At 75.4% G+C, this 23,657-nt stretch carries 24 protein-coding genes; 8 read left to right on the top strand and 16 right to left on the bottom strand.

Annotated elements, in window-relative coordinates:
* Positions 1–22: 22 nt before the first annotated feature.
* Positions 23–607: a TerD family protein gene (locus tag IE118_RS09935; protein WP_189557389.1), complete on the top strand. Its 585-nt coding sequence runs from the start codon at positions 23–25 to the stop codon at positions 605–607.
* A 161-nt stretch (positions 608–768) separates the two neighbouring features.
* On the opposite strand, the gene IE118_RS09930 is transcribed toward IE118_RS09935, so the two are convergent.
* The 5 genes from IE118_RS09930 to IE118_RS09910 form a co-directional block, all read right to left on the bottom strand.
* On the bottom strand, positions 769–1,911 hold the full coding sequence (locus IE118_RS09930; protein ID WP_189557388.1) for a caspase, EACC1-associated type: 1,143 nt from the start codon (positions 1,909–1,911) through the stop codon (positions 769–771).
* Complete coding sequence (locus tag IE118_RS09925) at positions 1,908–2,324, bottom strand: effector-associated constant component EACC1 (protein WP_189557387.1); 417 nt, start codon at positions 2,322–2,324, stop codon at positions 1,908–1,910. The genes IE118_RS09930 and IE118_RS09925 overlap by 4 nt, the downstream gene beginning before the upstream one ends.
* Positions 2,325–2,381: 57 nt before the next feature.
* Entirely contained in the window at positions 2,382–3,590 is a 1,209-nt protein-coding gene (locus IE118_RS09920; protein WP_189557386.1) for a hypothetical protein, read from the bottom strand.
* A gap of 30 nt (positions 3,591–3,620) precedes the next feature.
* Positions 3,621–4,538 carry a hypothetical protein gene (locus tag IE118_RS09915; protein WP_189557385.1) on the bottom strand — a complete coding sequence of 306 codons (918 nt, stop codon included), beginning with the start codon at positions 4,536–4,538 and terminating at the stop codon, positions 3,621–3,623.
* A gap of 139 nt (positions 4,539–4,677) precedes the next feature.
* A complete protein-coding gene (locus IE118_RS09910; RefSeq protein WP_229846735.1) occupies positions 4,678–5,649 on the bottom strand; it encodes a LysR family transcriptional regulator in 972 nt (323 codons plus the stop codon).
* Positions 5,650–5,745: 96 nt separating this feature from the next.
* Here IE118_RS09910 and IE118_RS09905 point away from each other — a divergent pair, with 96 nt between their 5' ends.
* From IE118_RS09905 to IE118_RS09895, 3 genes are all read left to right on the top strand, one after another.
* Positions 5,746–6,666, top strand: a complete 921-nt coding sequence (locus IE118_RS09905; protein WP_189557384.1) for a serine hydrolase — start codon at positions 5,746–5,748, stop codon at positions 6,664–6,666.
* An 83-nt stretch (positions 6,667–6,749) separates the two neighbouring features.
* On the top strand, positions 6,750–7,775 hold the full coding sequence (locus IE118_RS09900; protein ID WP_189557383.1) for an MBL fold metallo-hydrolase: 1,026 nt from the start codon (positions 6,750–6,752) through the stop codon (positions 7,773–7,775).
* Positions 7,776–7,872: 97 nt separating this feature from the next.
* Positions 7,873–9,984 carry a SpoIIE family protein phosphatase gene (locus IE118_RS09895; RefSeq protein WP_189557382.1) on the top strand — a complete coding sequence of 704 codons (2,112 nt, stop codon included), beginning with the start codon at positions 7,873–7,875 and terminating at the stop codon, positions 9,982–9,984.
* A gap of 19 nt (positions 9,985–10,003) precedes the next feature.
* On the opposite strand, the gene IE118_RS09890 is transcribed toward IE118_RS09895, so the two are convergent.
* From IE118_RS09890 to IE118_RS09860, 7 genes are all read right to left on the bottom strand, one after another.
* Positions 10,004–10,348: an SCO4225 family membrane protein gene (locus tag IE118_RS09890; protein WP_189557381.1), complete on the bottom strand. Its 345-nt coding sequence runs from the start codon at positions 10,346–10,348 to the stop codon at positions 10,004–10,006.
* Between the two features lie 17 nt (positions 10,349–10,365).
* Positions 10,366–11,049 (bottom strand): response regulator, encoded by a 684-nt coding sequence (locus IE118_RS09885; protein ID WP_189557380.1) that lies wholly within the window; start codon positions 11,047–11,049, stop codon positions 10,366–10,368.
* A complete protein-coding gene (locus IE118_RS09880; protein ID WP_189557379.1) occupies positions 11,046–13,328 on the bottom strand; it encodes a sensor histidine kinase in 2,283 nt (760 codons plus the stop codon). The genes IE118_RS09885 and IE118_RS09880 overlap by 4 nt, the downstream gene beginning before the upstream one ends.
* A gap of 409 nt (positions 13,329–13,737) precedes the next feature.
* Positions 13,738–14,991 carry an NAD(P)/FAD-dependent oxidoreductase gene (locus IE118_RS09875; protein WP_189557378.1) on the bottom strand — a complete coding sequence of 418 codons (1,254 nt, stop codon included), beginning with the start codon at positions 14,989–14,991 and terminating at the stop codon, positions 13,738–13,740.
* Positions 14,992–15,083: 92 nt separating this feature from the next.
* The gene (locus IE118_RS09870; protein ID WP_189557377.1) at positions 15,084–16,028 is read right to left on the bottom strand and encodes an RNA polymerase sigma-70 factor; all 945 of its coding nucleotides are present in this window, start codon (positions 16,026–16,028) and stop codon (positions 15,084–15,086) included.
* 72 nt (positions 16,029–16,100) lie between these two features.
* Complete coding sequence (locus tag IE118_RS09865; protein ID WP_189557376.1) at positions 16,101–16,319, bottom strand: DUF4287 domain-containing protein; 219 nt, start codon at positions 16,317–16,319, stop codon at positions 16,101–16,103.
* 106 nt (positions 16,320–16,425) lie between these two features.
* Positions 16,426–17,565 (bottom strand): sugar ABC transporter substrate-binding protein, encoded by a 1,140-nt coding sequence (locus tag IE118_RS09860; RefSeq protein ID WP_189557375.1) that lies wholly within the window; start codon positions 17,563–17,565, stop codon positions 16,426–16,428.
* 304 nt (positions 17,566–17,869) lie between these two features.
* On the opposite strand from IE118_RS09860, the gene IE118_RS09855 reads away from it, so the two are divergent.
* On the top strand, positions 17,870–18,772 hold the full coding sequence (locus IE118_RS09855; protein ID WP_189557374.1) for an SCO2400 family protein: 903 nt from the start codon (positions 17,870–17,872) through the stop codon (positions 18,770–18,772).
* A gap of 42 nt (positions 18,773–18,814) precedes the next feature.
* Positions 18,815–19,135, top strand: coding sequence for an antibiotic biosynthesis monooxygenase family protein (locus IE118_RS09850; protein ID WP_189557373.1), 321 nt, complete (start codon positions 18,815–18,817; stop codon positions 19,133–19,135).
* Between the two features lie 24 nt (positions 19,136–19,159).
* Here IE118_RS09850 and bla read toward each other — a convergent pair whose 3' ends face one another.
* The 3 genes from bla to IE118_RS09835 all read right to left on the bottom strand — a co-directional run bounded on the left by bla (position 19,160) and on the right by IE118_RS09835 (position 21,061).
* A complete protein-coding gene (bla, locus tag IE118_RS09845) occupies positions 19,160–20,116 on the bottom strand; it encodes a class A beta-lactamase (protein ID WP_189557615.1) in 957 nt (318 codons plus the stop codon).
* A gap of 119 nt (positions 20,117–20,235) precedes the next feature.
* Positions 20,236–20,439: a cold-shock protein gene (locus IE118_RS09840; protein ID WP_004985680.1), complete on the bottom strand. Its 204-nt coding sequence runs from the start codon at positions 20,437–20,439 to the stop codon at positions 20,236–20,238.
* A 241-nt stretch (positions 20,440–20,680) separates the two neighbouring features.
* Complete coding sequence (locus tag IE118_RS09835; RefSeq protein WP_189557372.1) at positions 20,681–21,061, bottom strand: MerR family transcriptional regulator; 381 nt, start codon at positions 21,059–21,061, stop codon at positions 20,681–20,683.
* A 906-nt stretch (positions 21,062–21,967) separates the two neighbouring features.
* Here IE118_RS09835 and IE118_RS09830 point away from each other — a divergent pair.
* A complete protein-coding gene (locus IE118_RS09830) occupies positions 21,968–22,339 on the top strand; it encodes a DUF6479 family protein (protein ID WP_189557371.1) in 372 nt (123 codons plus the stop codon).
* Position 22,340: 1 nt separating this feature from the next.
* A complete protein-coding gene (locus IE118_RS09825) occupies positions 22,341–22,808 on the top strand; it encodes a hypothetical protein (RefSeq protein ID WP_189557370.1) in 468 nt (155 codons plus the stop codon).
* Between the two features lie 8 nt (positions 22,809–22,816).
* On the opposite strand, the gene IE118_RS09820 is transcribed toward IE118_RS09825, so the two are convergent.
* Entirely contained in the window at positions 22,817–23,569 is a 753-nt protein-coding gene (locus IE118_RS09820) for an Ig-like domain-containing protein (protein ID WP_189557369.1), read from the bottom strand.
* Positions 23,570–23,657 lie beyond the last annotated feature (88 nt).

Genomic DNA, 23,657 nt, shown 5'->3' with positions numbered 1-23,657 from the left:
CGCAACGGAGGTTGACTCACGCATGATCACGCTCACCAAGGAAGACGGACCCGCGGACCTGGACGGGGTCACCCACCTGTCCATCGGTGTCTCCTGGGACCCCACCGCCGGCAGCAGCGGCGGAGTGCTCGGCAAGCTGCGCCGCAAGACCGGCACCGACCTGGACCTGATAGCGGTCGCCATGCAGGGCGGGGACCCGGTGCGCCTCGCCGGTCTCGACTCGCTCGACCCCATGGGCAACGGCTCGCTGCTGCACAGCGGCGACAACCAGACCGGGCACGGCGACGGGGACGACGAGACGGTGACCGTCGAGTTCGCCCGGCTCCCCTCGGCCATCACGGCGGTCGTGTTCGTCGCCGCCGCCTACAAGAAGGGCAGTTCCTTCCAGAAGGCCCGCAACATCAGCTTCAAGGTCTACGACGCCACCGGCGGGAGCACCCAGCAGGTCGCCGACATCTGGCCCAGCCTGCTGAGCCAGGACAACGGCTGTGCCGTGGCGAAGGCCGTGCGCGTGAACGGCTCCTGGAAGCTCGAGGTGATCAACGAGACGGGCAAGGTGAAGCAGGGCGACGAGCACGCCCTGATGCGCTTCGCCGTCAGCAAGTAGGACGTCGTCCGCGAGGGGCCCGGCGCACGGCGCCCCGCCCCTCGCGGACACCTCCTCCTCCGCCGCCGCCGCCGAGGCGGTCGGACCTTTTCACCGAAGGGGTCGGACTCACCGCGCGGTCCGTCCCCGCCGCGGGGGTGCGCGCCGGCCGGTGCGTCCCGTCACCCGGGCGGCGTGGTTTCCGGCGGCGGGGTGGCCCGGAGCCGGTTGTTCCAGTGGGCCAGGGCGCGTTCCGTGGCGGGGAGCGCCGGATGGGCGGGGGACGTGGCACGGAGGGTGTCGGCCAGGGCGGTCAGCAGCGCCGCGGCCCGCTCCGGGGAGCCGGCGGCGCCGGTCATGACGGCGTGGTTGCGGCGGGCGCCGATGGCGAAGTCGTCGAGGGGGCCCAGCACGTCCGCCGCGTCCCGGGACAGACCGGCCAGCACCGTGAGCAGCTGGGGGAGCCTCGCCGGGTCGGGCACGGGGGTGCCGGGTGACGGCTCGGTCAGCTTCTTGAGCCGCTGGGCGAAGGCACCCCGGGCGCGCAGTCCCGCCGGTGTCCGGTGGGTGCCGTGGGCCGGGTTGACGGCCAGCGCGAGATGGCCCGATCCGTCGACGGTCTGCTGGTGGGGCGCCGGGTAGCCGGTGGGGACGATGCCCGTGCGCGGTGCGGGGGTGGTCGGCAGGACCACGGACAGCCGGTCGTAGAGCGCGGTGAGGGACAGCTCGCGGGGCCCGTCGGGGATGCCCTCGTCGAGGACTCTGAGCAGTTCCCCGCCGAAGCCCGTCAGTGTCCCCCCGGGCGGGAACAGGGCCTTCTGGGTGCGGCCGCACGCGGTGAGCAGGTGGATGCCGTGGCCGTCCGGGCCGAGGGCGCGCCCGGAGAAGCAGCAGTCGAGGAGGGCGACCTTGTGCCGGGCCGGTGACTCCCGCAGCAGACCGGCGACTTCGGCGAACGGCAGGGACGGGCTCGGGTCGCCCCCGCCGCCGTCCTGGCCGGAGGGGGTGAGGGCCAGACAGAGCCGGTCGCCCCGGCCGAGCAGACCGTGGCCGCAGTAGGAGAAGAGCAGCAGGTCGGCGTCCCGTCGACGGACCATGCGGCGCAGCGGGTCGAGGACCTGGCGGGCGTCGGCGGGGTCGGGCACCACCGTGGTCCGCCGCGCGTCGAACACCCCACGGGCGCCGCCGAGGGCGGCGCCCAGGGCCCGGGCCGTGGTCACCGCCTGGGGCATGGAGGGCAGCGCACTGGGCCGGACGTGCCGGCCGGTGCCGACGAGCAGCGCGTACGCGGTGGCGGGGGCGGGCGGCCACACGGCCCAGGTCACTCATCGCCTCCCGGCGGCGGGGTCACCGCGAACCGCGACAGCCGGTCCATGACCGCCGTCAGCTGGGCCTCGTCCTCCACCGTGGCACTGATCCGGGTGCCGTCCGGGCGCACCGCCTCGAACTCGATCCGCCGGTGGGTGGCCCGCCGTTGCTGGAGCCAGAGGAAGAACGCGTTGGTGGCCGCGGCGACCACCGCCGCGGAGGCGTTGACGATGTCCACGGCGACGGCGACGTCCCCCTGTTCACCGGGGGCGGGCGGCTCGGTGCGCAGGCTCGCCCCGGCGCCCAGCTCCTCCGTGTCGTTGATCCACTCCGCGAGGTCCCGGTTCAGGGCGTCGGCGTGCGCCTGTGGTCCCGGGAAGCTGAAGGTCAGCGCGTTCTCCGGCGGCCGGGCCGCGGGGGTTACGGGCATGTCCGGTGGCTCCTGTTCGTCATCGGGTCGTGGCGGGGCCGCACCCGCGGGGTGCGGTCAGTCACCGGGACCGAAGTCGGTCCAGCCGGCGTCGGTACCGCCGGTGGGGACGCGGGAAGGGTTCGCGGCCCGGCGCTCCAGGGCGAACAGCTCGGGCTCGCCGGGCTCCTCGTGGGGCAGCCGGAACACGGCTGCCGCCTCGTCGGCGTCCACGAGATCGGCGAGGGCCGTCACCGTCCCCGGATCGCTCAGCCACAGCGCTCCCGCGGCGGGCGGCCGCAGGAACGCGGGAACCTCCTGCCAGTACGCCTCCGGCTGCCGGTCCTGGTTGACGCCCAGCAGGTTGCCGCAGGCCACCCGGTGGTCCTCCGCGCTCCGCGGTCGCACGACGACCGCGCCGGAGCTCTCCGGCGCGAGGGTGTGGCCGATCAGGCCGGCCAGTACCTCCGGCACCGGGGCCTCCCCCTCGACGGCCACCGAGACGCGCACCCGGTGCAGCCGCCCGGTGTAGCGCCGTGCGGCGGTGTCGTACAGACGGTGCGCCTCCGCGGCGAAGGGGTCACCCGGCACCGGCAGCCCGTGCAGCGGGTCGGGGATCCCCGGCGCCGCGAGGGTCGCGAACGCCTGCGCCCTCATCGTCAGGCCCTCGACGAGCCCGGCCGGGGCGGAGCACGGTTCGAGGCACACGCTGACCACCGTCGGCCGCGGCTCCGCGGCCAGCTGGGCCCAGACCGGCGTCCAGGACGGGGCGCCGGCGTCGAACCGGGAGACCGCGGTGGCGACCCGTTCCGCTCCCCACGGGCGGGTGAGTGTCCGGCAGGTGAGGCGTTTGCGGATCTCGGCGATCCCGCCCCGTCCCGGTACGAACGGGGCGAGCAGGCGGGCGATCCGGCCGGTGTCCCCCACCCGGGCCGCCGTCACGTGCGCCGGGAACCGCTCCAGGACGGGCAGCGCCTCCCGCACGGCCCCCAGCGCGGCCGCCCGGTCGGCGCCGTACACCTGGGCGACGAGGAACGCCCCGACCCGGCCGCTCGCCGGGTCGCCGACGAACCTGAGGTCCCAGCGGGCGGTGGTGCGGTCCGTCCACAGGGCCGCGAGCCAGGTCCGCTCGGCGGCGACCCGCTCGGCCGCGCGCCGGGCCTCGGAGAACTCGGGGTACAGGCCCCCGGGCATCACGGCGGGACTCAGCGCGAAGGCGACGTACGCCCAGGTCTCCCCGCCGGGTGCGGCGCGCAGCAGCACGCCTCCCGCGTCCGCTCCGGTCATCGGCTCTCCCTTCCCCCTCCCGCTCGAGCCTCAGGCGCGGGGCGGGGCACCGTCCGCCCGCGGGCCGCCCTGCGGCGGGCCCCAGGAGCCCGTGGCGTCGGGGGCCGTGTCCGGGACCGGCGGCGCGGCCGGCGCCGCACCCGGGGCCGGGGCCGACCGCGCGGGTTCGACCTGCACCGGCGGCAGCCCCTGGGGGAAGGCGTAGGTGGCGGGCACCACGACCTGGTCCACCGCCGTGGCCAGCCCCTCCCGGCACGCCGCGTGCACCGCCTCGCGCATCGCCCGCACCCCCTCGGTCCGCATCATGATGCGCTCGGGGCCGAGCCGGCCCATGATCGACGCCATCAGGTCGGAGACGAACCCGCCGATCAGGGCGTACCCGCGGCGCGAGCGCCACATCTGCCAGCCCAGGTACAGGCTCGTGCCGTACGAGAAGACGGAGACGTAGACCTGGCATCTGCCCTCGGAGAGCACCAGGCGGTTGCGGACCTGGTCGCGGCCCAGCCCGGTCGCGATGATCCGTTCCGCGCGGTCGACGGGGACGTAGCGGCGGGCGAGCGTGCCGGCGATGGAGACGTACGCCGAGTCGAGCGATCCGCTCCGGTCCGCCAGCAGGACCCGCCACTCGGCGATCGGCTCGACCAGGCGCATCCCGAGCAGGGTCACCCAGAAGGCGAGGCCCGACGCGACGTACGCCAGCCCGACCATGACGGCGAAGCCCTCGGTGCTGTCCCCGAGGAGGAACAGCAGCGCGAAGAAGAACACCGGCAGGAACGCCAGGAACGAGGCGAGCAGGGCGCAGACGAACAACTGGAGCAACTGCCGCCAGCCGACGGAGTCGTCGAGATTGGTCTCCACCGGCAGGTGCCTGAGGTTCTTGTCGAGGTACGCGGCGTTGGCGTCACCACCGCGCCATCCCGGCAGACTGGTGTACCCGTTGTCGTTCACATGTCCCCCCTGGACGGTCGCGGATCCAAGGTAGCGAGGATTACCCACCGTTGCCGGATGGTCACACGCATCGGGAGGTCTCAAAAGTGTGACGGGTCAACTCCCGTTGGTCTACGGGTTTTTGTGCGCGCCCGAGGGATCAGGGGCCGTAGACCACCGACCAGGGACGCGGGGTGTCGTCCGGGGGGCCCGGGGCGGTGGCGCGGTGTGCGGAGGCGGTGTGGTCACGGGAGAGGACGCCGGCCGCGAGGTGCGCGAAGCGGCGGGCGGCCGGGTGGGGGGTGCGGGCGGCGGGCCAGGCGCCGCCGACGCGCCGGGCGAGGGGGCGCCCCGCCAACGGCCGCCAGGCGACCCGGGGTTCCCGGCGGGCCACCGGACCCTGGTCGAAGGCGACCGCGTGGCCCGACGCGACGAGGGCCAGCAGGAACTCGGGGTTGGACGCGTGGCGGAGCCGGCCGGGCACGAAGCCCCCGGCGCGGCACACGTCGAGGATCCGGTCGTACCAGCCGGGCGCGTGGGCCCGGGGGAAGAGCACCAGGTCATGGCCCGACAGGTCGGCGAGCGCCGGTTCGGCGAGCCGGGCCAGGGGGGAGGTGCGGGGCAGCACGACCCCCAGGTCGCGGGAGACCTCGGGCCCGAGCCGCAGTTCGGTGGCGTCGACGGGATGGTGCAGGAGCCCGGCGTCCAGCCCGCCGGAGACCAGCAGCCGGACCTGTTCCTCCGTGGTGACCTCCTGGAGGTCGACGGTCAGCCCCGGGGCGTCCTCGGCGCAGGCGGCCAGCAGCGCGGACAGCACGGCGGCCGTGGTGTCCGGCGGTACGCCCGCGCGGAGCGTGCCGAGCCCCCCGTCGGCGGCCCTGCGGGCCAGCGCCCGCAGCCGCTCCTCCCGGGCGAGGAGGTCCCGGGCCTCCTCCAGGAGTGCCGCCCCGGCGGCGCTCAGCCGGACCCCGCGCGGCGAGCGGTCGAACAGCTCCGCGCCCAGTTCCCGCTCCAGTCGTCGGATCGCCTGGCTGAGCGGCGGCTGCGCCATGCCCAGCCGGTCGGCGGCCCGGCTGAAGTGCAACTCCTCGGCCACGGTGACGAAGAGACGCAGGTGGCGCAAGAGATTCACAGCGGGGATCGTACGGGAGCCGCCGGGGGATGATCGGGTGCGTTGGTGCGTTGGTGCGTTGGTGCGTCGGTGCGTCGGTGCGGCGAAGGGGGAGCGGTGGAGCCGGGGACGACGGGGGCCGGGGAGCGGGTCCGGCGGGTCTTCGCGGGGGCGGGAGCCGTGGGGCAGCTGCACGCCGTTCCCGTCGACGCGGGCGCGGCGGGCGGCGGCGAGGTCGCGGTGGGGGCGGACGAGCCGGTGGTGATCGCCTCGATCTTCAAGGTGCTGCTGGTGCTGGAGTTCGCCCGGCAGGTGGCCGCCGGGCAGCTCGACCCGCGGGAGCGGGTGCGGGTCACCGCGGCCGACCGGCTCGGCGGCTGGGGGACCGCCGGCTGCCTGGACGACGTGGAGCTGTCGCTGCGCGACCTGGCCCACTTCGCGATGTCCGTCAGCGACAACACGGCCGCCGACCTGCTGCTGGACCGCGTGGGCCTGGACACCGTACGGCTCCTCGCGGCGGAGCTCGGCCTGGAGCGCACCCGGATCGTGGGCGGCCCGCGCCACCTGCTGGAGTCGATGCTCGCGGAGGCCGGGGCACGCGACGAGCGCGAGTTCGCCGTCCGCTACCCGGCCCTGCCGGAGGACCGCAAGCGCCGGCTGGCCGTACTGGACCCCCGCCAGACCACGGCGAGCACACCCCGCGAGATCACCCGGCTGCTGCGGCTCGTGTGGAGCGACGCGGCCGGCCCTGCCCGGGCCTGCGCCTTCGTGCGGGACCTGATGGGGCGGCAGGTCTTCCGCCACCGGCTGGTGTCGGGCTTCCCGGACGAGGTGACGGTGGCGGCCAAGACCGGGACCCTGCCGGGCCTGCACATGGAGGCGGGCGTGGTCCGCTACCCCGACGGCGCGTCCTACGCGGTGGCCGTCTTCGCCCGCACCCACGACCTGGCCGCCTCCCGCGCCACGGTGGACGCCGCGATCGGCCGGGCGGCCGGCATCGCGGTCGGAGCGCTGCGCGGGCACGACCACCTCCGGTGACCTGGCGGTATACGCGTCCGCGTATCGCACGGGCCCGATCGCGGTCTTGGACAGGGCGGTCCGGCTGCTGGTCTGCTGCCGCCATGACCCAGGAACCACGTGTCACAGACGTATCCGGCGCCTCCGCGCGCCGCGGGTTCGGACGTCGCGCGGTGCTGCGCGGCGCAGCGCTCGGGGCCGCCGTCCCGCTGGTCCCGGCCACGGCCCCCACCGCCGCGGCCGCCGCGGACACCTCCCGACGGGGCCGTGAACCGGACGCCGGGGCGGTGACGCTGCGCTGGCTGGGCACCGCCGGCTGGCGCATCGACGTCGGCGCGCGGACCGTGCTGTTCGACCCGTACCTCACTCGCTTCCCCACCGGCCTGTTCGGCGACGGCTTCGACCCGCGCACGCCGCTGCTGAGCCGGCCGGAGGCCGTCGACCCGCACATCGGGCGCCCCGAGCTCGTCCTGGTCAGCCACTCCCACTGGGACCACCTCGCCGACGTGCCCCACATCGCCAGGACCACGGGCGCCCGGGTGGTCGGCACCGAGACCACGTACCACCTGCTGGTGGCGCTGGGGGTGGAAGCGGGGCAGATCTCCGTGGTGAAGGGCGGCGAGGTGCTGGATCTCGGCGGGATCGTGGTGGAGGTGGTGCCGAGCCTGCACAGCCGGAACAAGAAGTGTTCCTACTTCGCCCCCGGCACACTGAACGCCCCGCCCGCGGCGGTGCCGGCCACCATCGCCGACCTGCCCGAGGGCGACACCCTCGCCTTCCAGGTGACCGCCGGGGCGGACGGGCCGTCCGCGTTCCTCATGGGCGCCAGCGACTTCTCCGAGCGGGCGGTACGGGGGCTGCGTCCCGACCTCGCGATGATCGCCGTCCCCTCCGGCACCGCCACCCACCTGTACCTGCCCCGGCTGCTGCGCGCCCTGGACCACCCCCGCGTGGCCGTGCCCGTCCACTGGGACAACTTCGAGGTGCCGCTCGGGACGCCCGTACGGGACCCGGCCATGGACCTGGACGCGTTCCTCGCCGGGGTCCGGCAGGCCTCCCCCGCGACCCGCGTGGTCGTCCCGGACCACCGCACGGTGTACGACGGCGCCCTGCGGCCCGTGCGCGCGTAGCGGAACCGGTGGCCCGCCCCGGCCCGGGGCGGCCGAGTTGCCGTGCCGGGCCGATGCGAGAAGGTAAGGAGGGAGACCCCCGCGAAGGGAGCCCCCGGTGACAGGCTGTCCCGCCGACGACACCGCGGTCCTCAACGCCCTGTTCGCCGACTCGCCCCAGGGCCTGTTCGTCTTCGACGCCGAACAGAAGGTCACGCGCTACAACCCCTCCGGACGGGGAGTGCGGGGCCTGCCCGCCGGCGACGTCGTCGGGCACGGCGTGGACGACTTCGTCCCCGGCTTCGCGGCGGGTGAGCTGGGCAGGCTCGTCGGCGACGCCCTGCGGACCGGCGAACCGCTGCGCGGCCGGCTGGTGCGCGGGCGGTCCCCGTCCGAGCCGTGGCGCACCCTGGCCGTCGAGGTGTCCCTGTTCCCGCTGCCCGACCGGGGCGGCGGGGTCCCCGGTCTGGTGGGCGTCGTCGAGGACGTCACCGAGAGACAGGCGGCGGCCGACCGGCTCGCGGTGCTCGGCGCGGTGCACCGGACCGTCGGCTCCACCCTGGAGGTGCGCACCACGGCCGGTGAACTGGTGCACGCCCTGGTGCCCGGCTTCGCCGACGCGGCGGCCGTCGACCTGCTGGAGGACGGTCCCGCCGGGGAGGGGCACCGGGCCGGGCCCGTGCCGTCGGACGCCCCGCTGCGCCGGACGGCGTTCGCTCCCCCCACCGTCCCCACCAGCCGGAAGCAGGACGACAGCCGTCCCTTCCCCTTTCCCACTCCGTACACCCAGGCCCTCAACGACACCCGCGCCCGGCTCCTCCAGGTGTCCCCGGACGACCCCTGGCTCGCGGCCGGCCCGGACGACTTCGCCCCGCTGATCGCGGCGGAGGTCCACTCCATGATCGTGGCCCCGCTCATGGCGCGGGGCACCGTCCTGGGCCTGCTCACCCTGTACCGCGTCCGGACCGACCCCTTCGAGGAGGCGGATTTGGACGTCGCCCGGCAGGCGGCCGCCACCGCGTCCGCCCACCTGGACAACGCGCTCCGCTACCGCCGCGAGCACACCGTGGCCTCGGCGCTGCAGCGCCGGCTGCAACCCGGGGAGATCCCGCGGCTGACGGCGGTGGAGACCTCCCACGTGTACCTGCCCGAAGGGGCGGGCGGCGCCTGGTTCGACGTCGTCCCGCTTTCCGGCACCCGCGTCGCCCTGGTGGTCGGCGACGTCACCGGGCACGGCATCGAGGCGGCGGCCACGATGGGCCAGCTCCGGGTCGCCCTGCGCACGCTGGCCCTCCAGGACCTGGAGCCGGACGAGCTGCTGACCCACCTGGACGAGGTCGCCGCGCAGCTCCCCGCCACCGCCGGCACCGGCACCGACACCGACACCCCGGACGCGGACCGGTGCGTGGCGACGTGTGCGATCGCGGTCTACGACCCCGTCTCCCGCCAGTGCGCCCTGATCCGCGCGGGACACCCCGCGCCCGTCCTCGTGGACCCCGACGGCTGTCCCCTCGACGTGGACGTCCCGCGGGGGCCGGCCCTGGGCGCGGGCGGCGGACAGGTCTTCACCCCGGTGGTGGTCCAGCTCGCCCCGGGCAGTCTGCTCGCCGTGTGCACCGCCGGTCTCCTGGCCTCCCGCGGCGAGGACGAGGAGGCCGCCCGCCGGGACGTCGAGCACGTCCTCGCCACTCCCGCCCGGCCCCTGCGGGAACTCTGCGACACCTGCGTGTACCGCATGGCGCCCTCCCGCTCGGACGACGCCGTCCTGCTGCTGGCCCGGACCCATGCCCTGCCGCCGGACCGGGTCGCGGACTGGACCCTGCCCCGCGACGTCTCCGTGGTGGGCACCGCGCGCCGTCTCGTCGACCAGCAGCTCACCGTCTGGCACCTCCAGGAGGCGGCGTACGCGACGGAACTCATCGTGAGCGAACTCGTCACCAACGCCATCCGCTACGGCAGGGGGCCGGTGCGGCTGCGGCTCATCCACGACCAGGGGCGGCTGCTTGCGGAGGTCACCGACGCCAACAGCGTCAGCCCGCACCTGCGGCACGCCCGCGACAGCGACGAGGGCGGCCGGGGCCTCTACATCGTGATGCGGCTCAGCTCCCGCTGGGGCGTGCGGCACAGCCGCCGCGACAAGACCATCTGGTCCGAACAGCGTCTCGACGGCACCTCGCCGGATCCCTTCGCCCTGATGGGCGCCTTCGGCCTGGACACGGCCGAGCTGTGAACGGCGGAGCCGGGGGGTGTCACCGCTCCGCCCTGCCGCCGCCGCGCCGCAGCACGCGGGCACACGCGCCGATGACCAGGGCGTTGGCCAGCGCGCCGACCACTATGGCGACGAGGAACATCGCGGGACGGTCCGGCAGGACGAACAGGACGAGACTGGCCGGGGCGGTGGCGAGCCACGGGATGACGCCCGCGAACGACGCGTCCTCGTTCCCGGTGCTCGCCGTAAACGCCCATACGGTCAGGGCGGCGCAGAGCCCGAGGTAGACGAGGGCGGCGACGTCCGTGAGGGCGTGGCGCAGGCGCCGGGGCAGGGATCGGACGGGTCCGGTCACGGCGGTGGTCTTCTCGGCGGTGCTGGTCATGAGGGCTCCTCGGATGGTCAGAGAGGGGTGCCGGGCGGGTTCGGGCGGGCGAGGCCGAGGTCGTAGGCGAGGATCGTGGCCTGGACCCGGTCGCGCAGCCCGAGCTTGCGCAGGACGGCGTTGACATGGGATTTGACGGTGCCGACGGTGATGCCGAGCTGTGCGGCGATCTCCGCGTTGGTGAGTCCGGAGGCGACCAGGGCGAGGACGCCCCGTTCGCGGTCGGTCAGGCCGTCCAGGGCGCCGTGGCTTCGCTCCCCCGGCCCCCCGGCGACCGCTCCGGAGGCGTAGTGGCCGATCAGGCGGCGGGTCGCGGACGGCGCGAGGACGCTCTCGCCGGCGGCCACCACCCGTATTCCCCGGAGCAGTTCGGAGGCGTACACGTCCTTGAGGAGGAACCCGGACGCCCCGGCCCGCAGTGCCTCGAAGACGTACGCGTCGAGGTCGAAGGTGGTCAGCACCAGCACCCGGGGCGCGTCCGGGCGGCCGGTGATGATCCTGGTGGCGGCGATGCCGTCGAGTTCCGGCATGCGCACGTCCATGACGACCACGTCGGGCGCCGACTCCGCGGTGAGGCGGACCGCTTCGGCCCCGTCGCCGGCCTCGCCGACGACCGTCATGTCCTCCTCGGCGTCGATCACGGCGGCGAACCCCGCCCGGACGATGCCCTGGTCGTCGGCGACCAGCACCCTGAGACTCATCGTTCCCTCTCCTCCCCGCCGCCCGTGGTCAGCGGCAGCCGGAGACGGACCGTGTCCGCGGGCCCGGTGGTGAAGGTGCCGTCGAGCGCCGCGAGACGGGGCGCCAGCCGCTCCCGCACGGCCGGGTGGGCGGCGGGTGCGACCCCGGTGGCCGTGATCGTCAACGTACCTTCCACAGCATCGAGTTCGAGCAGCGCCGGCCGGTCGTCGTCGCCGGTGGCGAGGAGGGTCTCGGCGGCGTGGTAGGCGGCCAGGTCGACCGCGGTCGGCAGGTGTTCCGGTACGCGGTCGGTCAGGCGTATCCCGACCTCGCGGCCGGTGGCCCGGCACTGGCGGGCGAGCAGGTCCAGCGCCTGGAGGGTGGGCTGGGGGCGCAGGGCGCGCTCCGCCTCGCCCTCGCGGACGGTGTCGAGCAGGGCACGCATCGCGGCCAGCGCCTCGCGGGCGCGTTCGGCGGTGGCGTCGAGGCGTCCCGCCTCGGCCTCGGTGACCATGTCGGCGGTGCGCGCCAGCACGGTGGTCTCCAGTCCGCCCGCGATGCGGCGGCGCTCGGCCCAGGCGTCCCGGACCGCCTCCTCGGTCCAGGCGGCGAGGCGTTCGTCCCGGTCGCCCCGGGCGGCCCGTTCGCGGCGCCCCCGCAGGAGCCCGTATCCGTGGGCGGCCCCGGCCGCGAGGCAGGCCCCGGCCGTCGCCGACACGACGACCGCCCCGACGGGCGCGGTCGTGCCCCGGTCCAGCACGGCGGCGGTCACGGCCGCCGCCTGCACCACCGCGGCGGTGGCCGGGAGGAGGGCGTGCGGGCGGTGCCCGGCCGCGGTCACGGCGAGCGCCGCACAGACGGCGAGCATGCCCAGCGCGGGCGGGAGGACGACCGGCCCGCCGTAGTCGCCCGCGGTCATCGCCACCGGCCAGAGCGCGGTCAGGGCGAGCAGCACGCCGAGCGTGGTGAGCGGGGCCCGCCGCAGCCACAGCAGCGTGACCGCCTGGGCGGCGGCCAGCAGCGCGAAGAGCACGCCCGCCGACACCGGCCCGGCCGATACGGCCTCCGCCCGCACGACCAGCGCCGGCACCAGCGGCTGCAGGACGAGGCCGGCGGCCGCCGTCACCTGCGCCAGGCGGTAGCCGCGCGAGCCGGACCGCTCCGTGAGGGCGGCGGTGCGCCCGGGCAGGGCCGCCCGCACCTCCCAGCCGCCCTCCGGGGTGGGGCCGGTGGTCAGGGTGCCGCCCGCCTCCCGGGCCCGGGAGCGCAGGAAGCCCTGGCCGCGTCCTCCGCCGAGGCCCGCCCCGGGCGCCGGTGTGCCGGGCCGTGCCGCCCCGCTGGTGACCACGACGTCCGTGCGCTCGTCGCCGTACCGGCACAGCACCCGCGTGGGGGCCCCGGGGGCGTACCGTGCCACGTTGGTCAGCGCCTCGCGCACGATGCCGTACGCCGCGTCCGCGACGGCGCCGTCCGGCAGCGGGTCGATCTCGGCGTCCACCCGCTGGTCGAGGCGCCGGAATCCGGCGACCAGGTCGAGCAGCCGTTCCTCCGGCGACGGCAGGTCCTCGCCCGAGGGGGCCGGGGCCCGTACCGCGCCGAGCGCCCGGGTCACCTCGTGACCGGTGTCGACCGCGAACCGCAGGGCCTCCCCGGCGAGTTCGGGGCGCCGCTCGCGCAGGCCCAGCGCGGCGCCGGCCGTGACCACCACGGCCGTCAGGTGGTGGGCGCTGACGTCGTGCAACTCCCGCTCCATCCTGCGCCGTTCGACCGCCGGGAGCCGGTGGCGCTCGGACTCGGCGCGCCGCAGCAGCCGTTCGGACGCCTGCCGGGTGTGACGGGCCCGGCGGACGAACAGGCCGGTGCCGCACACGGTGGCGTACAGCAGGGCGGTGAGCACCAGGTCGAGTCCGTCGCGTTCGCTGATCCCGTGCAGGGTGATCCCGTACAGGAGCTGCCACAGCGCGAGCGCCACCACGCACAGCACGGAGGTGAAGGTGTCGCGTTCGGTCGCCACCGCGTACAGGGCGAGCGCGGCGCCCGCGGTGCCGAGCACCGCCGTCGCCCCGGCGGGCAGCGGCCCCGCGCCGAGCGCGCAGGCGGCGGCGGTCACGACCAGGGTGGTGACCGGGCGGGCGCGGCGCAGGGCGAGCAGGGCCGTGACGGGCCCCGCGACCAGGGCCGCCACGAGCAGGGCGGACGCGGACGGGACGTCCCCGCGCGCCAGTGCCGCCCCCGGCCACACCACGGCCTGGGCGCACAGCAGCAGGACCGGGAGCAGCCGGTCGTCGATTCGTTTCATGACCGGTTCAGGCTAGGGCGGCACCGGCAGGTCACGACTCCGGCTGGAGGGGGATTCCGCCCTCTTACCTGGGTTGCAGACGCGGGGTGGGTGGGGTCAGGGGGCGGGGTTCTCCGCCGCCGGTTCCGGACGGTGGTCGTCCCGGGGCCGGAGGACCGCCGGCCGGCCCGGTCCCGGGCTCGGTCACACCGGAAGGGCGGTGACGGGACGTCCCGTCACCGCGACCGCCCTGCGCGCCGGAGGTGACGCGGGAGGAGGCGGCCGGGTCGGAGAAGGGGGCCTGGCACGTCTCGGTGCCGGCGACGGCCGGTGACGGCGACACGGTGTTCGCACCGCGCGCCGCCTCCTTCGGTCTCGCCGGCCGCCCCGGGGCGGGCGGCGGCCGGGACCCCGCGTGGGGGGGGCGGGGTCAGGCCGCCGTCCCGGTCGCCGGGCGCGCCGCGTCGGCCGGCGCCGCGGGAGCCGCGGTGGCTACGGGGTCGGCAGGGGCCGCGGTGGCCGCGGCGCGCACGGCGCGGCGCCGGGTCGGCAGTCCGAGCGTCGGGTGGGCCACGGCCCAGGCGGCGCCCTTGCAGACCAGTTCCTTGTAGAGGGCGGCGAACCGCCCGGTCAGGGCCGCGTTCACGGAACGGTCGTCGGCGGTGACGTACTGGATGAGGCCCTCCTTGCGGCCCAGCGAGACGCACTGGTTGAAGTAGCGGATCGTCACGTCGGGCAGCTTCCCGCCGGTCAGGCGTGCCGCGATGGAGTCGGCGGCCTGCCAGGCGGTGGGAATGCCCGAGGCGCAGGACATCCGCAGCGGCTTGCCGCCGGGGCCCGTCACCATGGCCGCGTCACCGACGGCGTACACCTCGGGGTGCGAGACCGAACGCATGGTGCGGTCGACGACGATCTGGCCCGTGCCGGTGGTCTCCAGCGCGGTGGTCCGGGCGATCGGGTGGACGGCGAAGCCGGTGGTCCACACGGTGAGCGCGGCCGGGAGGGACACGCCGTCGGCGGTGGTGACGCGGTCGGCGTGGACCGCGGTGACGTCGACGTGCTCGTGGGCGGTGACGCCGAGCCGGTCGAAGACCTTGCGCAGGTGCCCGCGCCCCTTGGGCGAGAGCCAGTCGCCGAGTCCGCCGCGGGCGGCGAGGGCGACCTCGAGGTCCGGGCGGGCCTCGGCGATCTCGGTCGCGGCCTCCAGACCGGTGAGACCGCCGCCGACCACCATCACGCGCTGTCCGGCCTCCAGCAGGGCGAGGCGTTCGCGCACCCGGAGGGCTCCGCCACGGCCGGCGATCTCGTGGGCGTGCTCGGCGGCCCCGGGGACGCCCCGGTCGTTCCAGCCGCTGCCGAGGGCGTACACGAGGGTGTCGTACTCCAGTTCTCCCTCGCCCTCGCCGTCCGCGTCCCGGACGGTGACGGTCCTGCGGTCGACGTCGACCGCGGTGACCCGGGCGATCCTCAGTTCGACACCGGTGCCCGCGAGCATCTCGGCGAGGGGCCGGTGCCGCAGCCGCCGGCCGGCCGCGAGCTCGTGGTTGCGGACGCGTTCGACGAAGTCGGGCTCGGCGTTGACGAGGGTGATGGCGGTGTCCTGGCGGCGCAGCCGCCTGGCGAGGCGTCCGGCGGCGGAGGCTCCGGTGTAGCCGGCTCCGAGGACGATGATGCGGTGCTGCATGGCCTGCTCCTGTCGTCGGCGGGTTCGCCCCTTGAACCGGGCGGCCCGCCGTTTCCTGACAGGAGTGGCATGTGGCCTGTGTCACACGTCGTTCAGAAGGCGTGGAAGAGGGGTTCCCCGTGGTCCTCGGCGGCCCAGCGCTCCGTGAGGCGTGCGAGCTTGTCGGGGTTGGCCTGGCTGCGGATGGCGGTGATGCCCTCGGTGGTGACCTCCAGGCACATGACACCGACGACCCGGTCCTCGACGACCGCCACCAGGGCGGGACCGCCGTTGACGGTCGCGACGTGGATGCCGGGGGAGCCGCCGACCAGGGCGCGCTTGCCCTTGCCCGGCGTGAACAGGCCCCGCATGAACCGGGCGACCGCGAGCGCGCCCTCGAACGCCTTGGTGCGGGCGGGGACCTTCCCGCCGCCGTCGCCGACCGCGACGGCGTCCGCGGTGAGCAGCCGGACCAGCGGCTCGGTCCGGCCGCTGGTGGCGGCCGCGAGGAACTCGTCGAGGACCTTGCGGGCGGCGGCCGCGTCGACCTCGGTACGGGCCCTGCCCTGCGCGAGGTGCTTCCGGGCGCGGTGCAGCAACTGCTGGCTGGCGGCCTCGGTGAGGTCGAGGATCTCCGCGATCTCCCGGTGCGGGTAGTCGAACGCCTCCCGCAGCACGTACACCGCCCGCTCGTTCGGGGCGAGCCGCTCCAGCAGCACCAGCACCGCGTACGACACCGACTCCCGCTGTTCGGCGGTGTCGGCGGGGCCGAGCATGGGGTCACCGGCGACGAGCGGCTCGGGCAGCCACTCGCCCACGTACGTCTCGCGCCGGGCCCGGGCGGAGGTCAGCTGGTTCAGGCACAGGTTGGTGAGGACCTTCGTCAGCCACGCCTCGGGCACCCGGACGCTCCCGGCGTCGGCGGCCTGCCACCGCAGGAACGTCTCCTGCACGGCGTCCTCGGCCTCGCTCGCGGAACCGAGCAGCCGGTAGGCGATGGCCTCCAGCCGCGGCCTGGAGACCGTGAACAGCTCCACGTCGCTCGCGCTCAGGGCCATGCCCGGATCCTAACTCCGGTGACGGGGAACGGCCCTGGGGGGGGCCGACGGGTCACGGTCCCGCCGCCCCCCTCACGCCTTCGGGGCGCTGTCCTCGGCGAGGGTGTGGGCGACCAGGGCGTTGGCGTGACCGTGGCCCAGGCCGTGCTCGGTCTTGAGCCAGGCGACGAGCTCCATGTGCCGGGTCAGCGGCGACGCCCGGATGAGGTCCTTCCACTCCGCGACCGGGCGGCCGTACTTCTTCTCGATGGACGGGAAATAGCTCGCGGGGCCCTTCACCTGTGCGCTCATGCCGGCCGCTCCTTCTCTCGCTCGCGTCTGCGTCTCACCTGTCATGACCGGCGGGAGGGGCGGACGTCACCGGACCAGCGGAGTGACGTGTGCCACAGTCACCTGGTCACGGGGTGAGGCCGATCTCCGCGCAGGCCGCCGCGTAGGGCTTGGTGCAGATCTCCCGCACGCTGTAGACGCCGTCACCGACCACGGTGTCCTCGACGTTCTCCCTGGTGAGGGCGGTCACCGGGACCAGCATGGCGGGGATGTCCTCGCGCGTGGAGCTGTCGACGCGGTCCCGGGCCAGCGCGTCGAACTGGATCGAGCGGTCCTGCACCTTCGCCACCGCCATCTCCGCGGCCCCGGTCGCCTCCTGGAGGAACGGCTTGTACACCGTCATGTACTGGGTGCCCGCCACGACCCGCCGCACGGCCGCGAGGTCCGCGTCCTGCCCGGTCACCGGCGGCAGGTCGGTCACACCGGCGTCCTGGAGGGTCTCGATGACGGCGCCGGCCATACCGTCGTTGGCCGAGTAGACGGCGGCGACGTTGCCGGCGCCGACCTCGTCGATCGCCTTGCGCATGTTCTCCGCGGCGACCTCGGGCAGCCACTTCTCGGTGTCGTAGGACCTGGCGATGTCGACCTTGCCGTCCAGCTCGCCGAGGGCGCCCTTCTTGAACAGCGCCGTGTTCGGGTCGGCGGGAGCGCCGTTCATCATGACGACCTTGCTCTTCTCGGCGTCGTCGCCGAGCGCGTTCACCAGGGCGCGGCCCTGCACCTGGCCGACGAGTTCGTTGTCGTGCGAGACGTAGGCGTCGATGGGACCCTCGGCGAGCCGGTCGTAGGCGATGACGGGGATGTCCGCCTCCTTCGCCCGGCGCACGTCCGGCGCGATCGCTGCGGAGTCCACGGCGTTCACCAGGATCACGTCGACGCGGTCGGCGACCAGCTGCCGGAACTGCTCGCTCTGCCGGGTCCTGCTGCCCCCGGCGTTCGCGTAGACGACCCGGCCCTGCTGGTCGGTGAGCGAGGAGACCCGCTGCTTGATCAGCGGGTAGTCGAACTTCTCGAAGCGTGCCGTGTCCGTGTCGGGCAGCAGCAGGCCCACGGTGATGTCGTAGCTCCGGGACTCCGGTCCCGCGTCGGCGCCGCCGGTGGCGCCGAGGACACCGCAGCCGGTCAGTGAGAGGGCCGACAGCGCGGCGGCGAGGACCGTGACGCGGCGGCGTACGGAGGTGGGGGCGTGGGGGGTACGGGGGTTCACGTGGGGCGCCTTCCGGGCGGGAGTGCGGCGTGGGCGGCCGCCCGGCCGGGCGGCCGGCGCGGCACCTCGGCAGGGCGTCGGGGCCGGTGCGCGGCCACGCCCTGGACGTCGGTCAGCAGTGTGTCCGGTGCGGGGCGGCGCGGCGGGCGTGCTCACGACCTTCTCGCCCGGTGCGCCGAGAACGTGCGCAGGAGAGGCACACGGGCTGCACACAGTCGGCCGAAGGCGTGGCTAGCGTGGCTGTTCCCCGCTCCGGACCGGGCCCCTTCCCGGACGGCCGGTCCGACGACTCAGGAAGAAGCGGATGGACTACTGCTCCACGTGCCGCCGGCATCTCAACGGCGCCCTGGTCTGCCCCGGCTGCGGCGCCTACGCCCCCGACATCGCGCCCAGCCTCATCGGTGGCCGCGCCCTTCCGGGGACGGCGACCGTCGCCGCCCGGACCGGCGCCGTGCCTTCGGCCGTCCCGCCGGCCGTGCCGCCGGCCGTCGCGTCGGCCGTCACGGCGCCCGACGGCACAGGGGACGGCGCGGGTCACGGTGTACCGCGGGAGACGGCCGCGGCCCCCGACACAGGTGCGGGTACCGGCCGGGCGGCGCGGCGGCGGCAGCTGGCCCGCTGGAGGAAGACCCAGCGGCGCGCCCTGGTCGCCACGGCCGTGGCGCTGGCGGGCGGCGGTCTGACCCTCGCCTCGGCGAACGGCGGCAGCGGTGACCGGGGGCAGGCCGCCACCGCGCCCGACGTCCGGGGCATGGGCGGCGCGACGGGACCCGCGGACGGTTCCCCCGGTCCGGCGTCCCCCTCCACGCCTGCGGACCGTGCGCCCGCGTCGCCCCCGGCGGGCGACGGTGAGCGGGCTTCGGACGCCGCGGCCCCGGCCTCCACCGCCGGTGGCACCGCTCCCCGCACGGAGGCGGTGGCCCCCGCGCGGTCGGCCGACCCGGACTCCGTCTCCCGCTCCGGCGGACGCGCGGGCGGGGACACGGGCGCGGGCGTGGACACCGGCCAGGGGCAGGCTCCCCCCGCCGCGGGTACCACCCGGCCCGCGTCCCCGCCGCCGGCCGCGGACGACGGCACCGGGGGCACCGGCGGGGGCGAGGACGCCCGGCCCGCCCCCTCCACCCCTCCGGCCACCGCCCCGGAGAACACGCCGGAGACCGACCCGGACTCCGCACGGCTCTGTCTGCTGGTCATCTGCCTGGGCTGACCCGGCGCGTGCCCGTCGCCCTCGCTGCGGAACAATCGGGACATGAGCATCGTCAAGATCAACGTACTCACGGTTCCCGAAGAGCAGCGCGAGACGCTGGAGCAGCGGTTCGCCGCGCGGGCCGGGGCGGTGGAGGGTTCGGACGGGTTCGAGTGGTTCGAGCTGCTGCGCCCGGTCGAGGGCACCGACACCTACCTCGTGTACACCCGCTGGCGGACCGAGGAGGACTTCCAGCGCTGGATGGCCGGCCGCGGCCAGGCGGCGCACGGCGGCGAGCAGGGCGGGAAGCCGCGCCCCGCGGCCACGGACGCCACCCTGTGGTCCTTCGAGGTGGTCCAGCAGGCCGCGCCGAAGCAGGGCTGACGGCACGCGGCGCCGCCCTCCGGGTCAGCCGAGGGCGGTGAGGACGCGGCGGGTGACCTCGGCGATCAGCGGGTCGACGGGGTCGGCGTCGCGGTCCGGGCGGTCGGTGAGGACGGCCAGCACCAGCGGGGCCCCGCGGTCCGGCCACAGCACGGCCACGTCGTGGGCCCGGCCCCACTCACCGGTCCCGGTCTTGTCGCCGACCTTCCAGCCCACGGGGACGCCGGCCCGGATGCGCCGGTCGCCGGTGGTGTTGCGGACCAGCCAGTCCGTCAGCAGGGCACGCTCGGCGGGCGGCAGCGCGTCGCCGAGGGTGAGGGCGCGGTAGTCGGCGGCGACGGCGCGGGGTGTCGTGGTGTCGCGCGGGTCTCCCGGCGGGTTGCCGTTCAGCTCGGGTTCGACGTGGTCCAGGCGGCTGACGGAGTCACCGAGTCCGCGCAGGTGGGCGGTGAGGGCGCGCGGCCCGCCGAGGTCGCGCAGCAGCAGGTTGGCGGCCGTGTTGTCGCTGTGCCGGACGGCGGCGTCGCACAGGTCGCGGACGGTCATGCCCGTTCCGGTGTGCCGCTCGGTGACGGGTGAGTACGCGACCAGGTCGTCCCCGGTGTAGGGGACGCGTTCGTCCAGGCGGGCGAGCCGGCGGCGGTCCAGGACGGCTCCGGCGGCAAGCGCCTTGAAGGTGGAGCAGAACGCGAAGCGTTCGTCGGCGCGGTGGACGACCGTGGCTCCGGTGCCGGTCGCGAGGGCGTACACCCCGAGACGGGCGCCGTACGCGCGCTCGAGTCCGGCGAGGCTCCGCGGGGTCACCGGCGCGGGCGCGGACCGGCCCGCGGAGGAGGGCGTGCCACCCCGGCCGTCGGGCCGCGCGGGGGCGTCGTCGGTGGCACATCCGGCCACCGGGGCGAGGGACCCGGCCAGCAGCAGCGCACGGCGCCGGAGGGAGAGGGCCACGGGAACGCTTCCTTTCGGACAGGCCGGCGGCATCACGGTCACGCGACCGGATACGGAATAGCGGGTGAATGCAGCGTGCCGATCGGCGGAAAACAAAGAGCAGGGGCCCGCACCGAAGTGCGGACCCCTGCTCTTGAATCCCTGCGTGCAGGTCAGGCGGGGACGATGTTCTCCGCCTGCGGGCCCTTCTGGCCCTGGGTGACGTCGAAGGTCACCTTCTGGCCTTCCTGGAGCTCACGGAAGCCCGAGGTGGCGATGTTCGAGTAGTGGGCGAACACGTCAGCGCCGCCGCCGTCCTGCTCGATGAAGCCGAAGCCCTTTTCCGAGTTGAACCACTTCACCGTACCGGTGGCCATATCAAATCTCCTGAGACAGTGTCGGAACTCGCACTTTACGAATCCCTACATCGTCGCGATGATCACCTGCCCGGAGACCCGGTAGCAAACTGGCAACCACAACTGCAACTGGCGTCAGCCTAGCACGGAGAGGACTCGCGGCAAGCGAGGAAAATCACTGGAATAAAACGCCGATGGCGTGTTTAGGGAATGAGATTTTCCGCAGCGGGAGAGGAAATTCTGTCCCGACGGGGGGAGATTTTCACCGTGACCCGCGGGCCGGGCCCGCCGCCCGCGCGCGCAGCTCCTCGTTGGCCCGTTCGGCCTGCTCCAGCCGCTCCTCCAGACTGATGATCCGGCACGCCGCGTCGACCGGTGTGCCCTGGTCGATCAGCTCGCGGGCGCGGGCCGCCAGCCGCAGCTGGTGGCGCGAATAGCGGCGGTGACCGCCCCCGGAGCGCGCCGGGGTGATCAGCCGCGCCTCGCCCAGCGCGCGGAGGAACGCGGGGGTGCTTCCGACCAGTTCGGCGGCCCTGCCCATGGTGTAGGCCGGGAAGTGGTCGTCGTCGAGCCGGTCGGCGACGGGGAGCCGGTCCTGGTCCGGCTGCCGGCCGTCGGCGTACGGCTGACTCTCCGGGGGCATGCGCGCCTTTCCGCGGACCACCGTGGGCACGGTCCGCCACGGGGACGGGTTCCCCGCAGGGAAACTCTAGTCGGCCTGGCGGAAAAACTGTCGTGACGGAGGCAGATGTCCGTTCCCCGCGCCGGCGGAGCGCACACCACCCGTCCGGGCGCATTCCCCGGCGGCCCGGCCCCCGTGCGCTTCCCGCCGGTGCCCTCGTCCGTTCGGGTGCGATGGGACCCGTCCCGCCGAGTGCGTTCCCCAGCCCGGTCCGGGTGAGGACGGCTCCGTGGAAGGGGACCCGCGGGGCGGTGCGCGGGCCGCCCATGAACACGACGAGGGGGCGGCGCCAGGCGTCGGGGGCGGTGGCCGTGACGGGAGGGCGGGACGGCACCGCCGGGGGCGGCCAGGGCGAGGGACGGGTCCCCGGTGGTGGCGTCGGGCCGCGTGGCACCCGGCGCGCGTGCCGGGCCCAGGACGGCAGCCGGGTGGTCCTGCGTCCTGAGGTCGCTGGTGCCGCGGCCGGCCGCGAGCACGGCGAAGACGGTGCGGAGGCAGCCCGTCCGTCCCGCCCAGGCGCCCGGCGCGGGCGTGCTCCCCGGCCGTCATGGTGCTCGCGGTCCTGCGGGGCGAGACCGCTGCCGCGGTCGAGGAGTCGCCGCCGGCGCGGCCGGCGCGCCCGGACGCCGGGCGCCGGGCGCGGGAAGACCGGGCCGGGCCCCGAGCTGCACACGTGGGGACGCGACGGCCCGTCCCGGCCTTCCCTCCGGCCGCAATCTGTCACGGGCCGGGGCCCGCCGCCCGCCGGGACGGGCCGAACGAGGGCCCGCCGCACGGCCGGTGGCGCCCTGATCCTCCCGCGGAGCCATGGCCAACGATCTGGACATTCCGGGCGCTTTATCTCATTTCCTCGTCCATACTCAAAGCATGAGCATCGGAACGTATCAACTTCTGGCGGCCGTTCAGAGTGGGTGGAGCGTGACCGCGATCGTCGTCGGCGGGCTGATCGTGGCCGGCGCGCTGGTCTGGGCCGTACGGGTCGGCATGCGCGTCATGGACCAGGAATCCCCCCGTCCCACTCCCGAGCAACAGCCGAAGCTGCCGGACGGCGGCGCGGTCCGCGAGATGCGGGAGATGCGGGAACCCGACGAGATGCCCCGGGTGGAGAGGGGCGGGTCCCGGCTCATGCCCTACGAGATCCACCACTCCGGGTCCAGGACCGGCAAGGACCAGAAGCGCAAGCGCTGGCTGCCCGGCTCCAGCGGGGCCTTCGGCAGCGGTGGCCCGGGACACGTCTGACATGACGGCCCCCAGCCGTCGCGCGGCCGCCGGAGCGGCCGCGCTGACGGCTCTGCTGGTCGGCGGCGCGGTCGGCTGCACCGGCGGGGAGGACGGCGCGGAGCCGTCCGTCTCCTCCGCGGCCTCCCGCGCCACCGGGGCGTGGGAGTCGGCGACGGCCGAGGCGGGGCGCCGGTTCGAGGACTTCACGCGGAACCTCGACGCGAAGGACGACGTCACCCTGGGCTCCCCCGACGTCCCCGCGAGCGGGCGCGCGTCCGTCGGGGTGACCGTGCGCAACACCGACGACTCGGCCCGGTCCTTCCTGGTGCAGATCGACTTCAGGGACGCGGGCGGCGACCTGGTCGACGTGGCCCTGGTGACCGTGGACGACGTGCCGGCGGGCGAGTCCGCGCGGGCCACCGCGCGCAGCACGCACGACCTGCCCTCCGACGCCCGCCCGGAGGTGGCACGAGCGGTGCGCCACTGAGAGGTGCGCTACGGAGCCACGGTGATCTGGATCTGCTCGCTCGACGCGCTCACCCCGTTCAGGGTGGCGGTGGCCTGGAGACGGTTGGGGCCCTCGGGCAGGGCACGGGCGGGGGTGCAGACCCAGAGGCCGTCGGAGCCGGTGGTGTCGGTGCACACCTCGCCGCCGTCCTGGTCGGAGACGGTGATCTGCGCCCCGGGGTGCGCCCGGCCCGCGATCGCCGGCCGCCCCTCCAGCGGGACGCCGGACTCGGGCCTGGCCAGGGTGGGTTCGGCCAGCCCCACGGTCACCTGGCACCCGCCCGACGCCCTGACCGCGCCGCCCGCGTCCGCGAGCCGCAGCACGCAGCCGCCCAGCCGGGTCCCGGGCACCGCGTCCGCGGGGACCGCGACCACGAACGGGAACGCACCGTCCCGCCACGGCCGCTCGGCCGAGGCCGCGGTGTAGACGGCGGTGCGGCCGTCGGCGGCCACCGCGCCCCGGTAGCCGGGGGTGTCGAGGGGGACGCCCGTCACCCGCGTCCCGGCCGGCGCGGTCAGGGTCAGCGTGGATCCGCTGCCGAGCACCGGCCCGGTGACGCCGCCGGCCTCCACGATGCCGTCCCGCCCCGGCGGGATCGTCACGTCGCCCCACAGCACCGCGGGCCGCGCGACCGGGGCGGGCAGGGCGGTGGCTCCCGCCGTCCCGGCCTGCAGCCACCCGCCCGCGAGCACCCCGGCCGCGCCCCACACGGCGGCGGCTGTCCTGCTTGACCTGTTCATCGTCGGCGGGCTCCCTGTACGACCTTCACGGACACACCTGGTAGCGATCATGACGGCGCTCCCGCCGGGCCGCCCGCGCTGGACGGCC

Origin of the sequence: Streptomyces pilosus, from assembly GCF_014649835.1 — a bacterium.
Taxonomy (GTDB): domain Bacteria; phylum Actinomycetota; class Actinomycetes; order Streptomycetales; family Streptomycetaceae; genus Streptomyces; species Streptomyces pilosus.
Note: the sequence above shows the minus strand (reverse complement) of the source record. Positions and strands in the feature narration are given on the sequence as shown.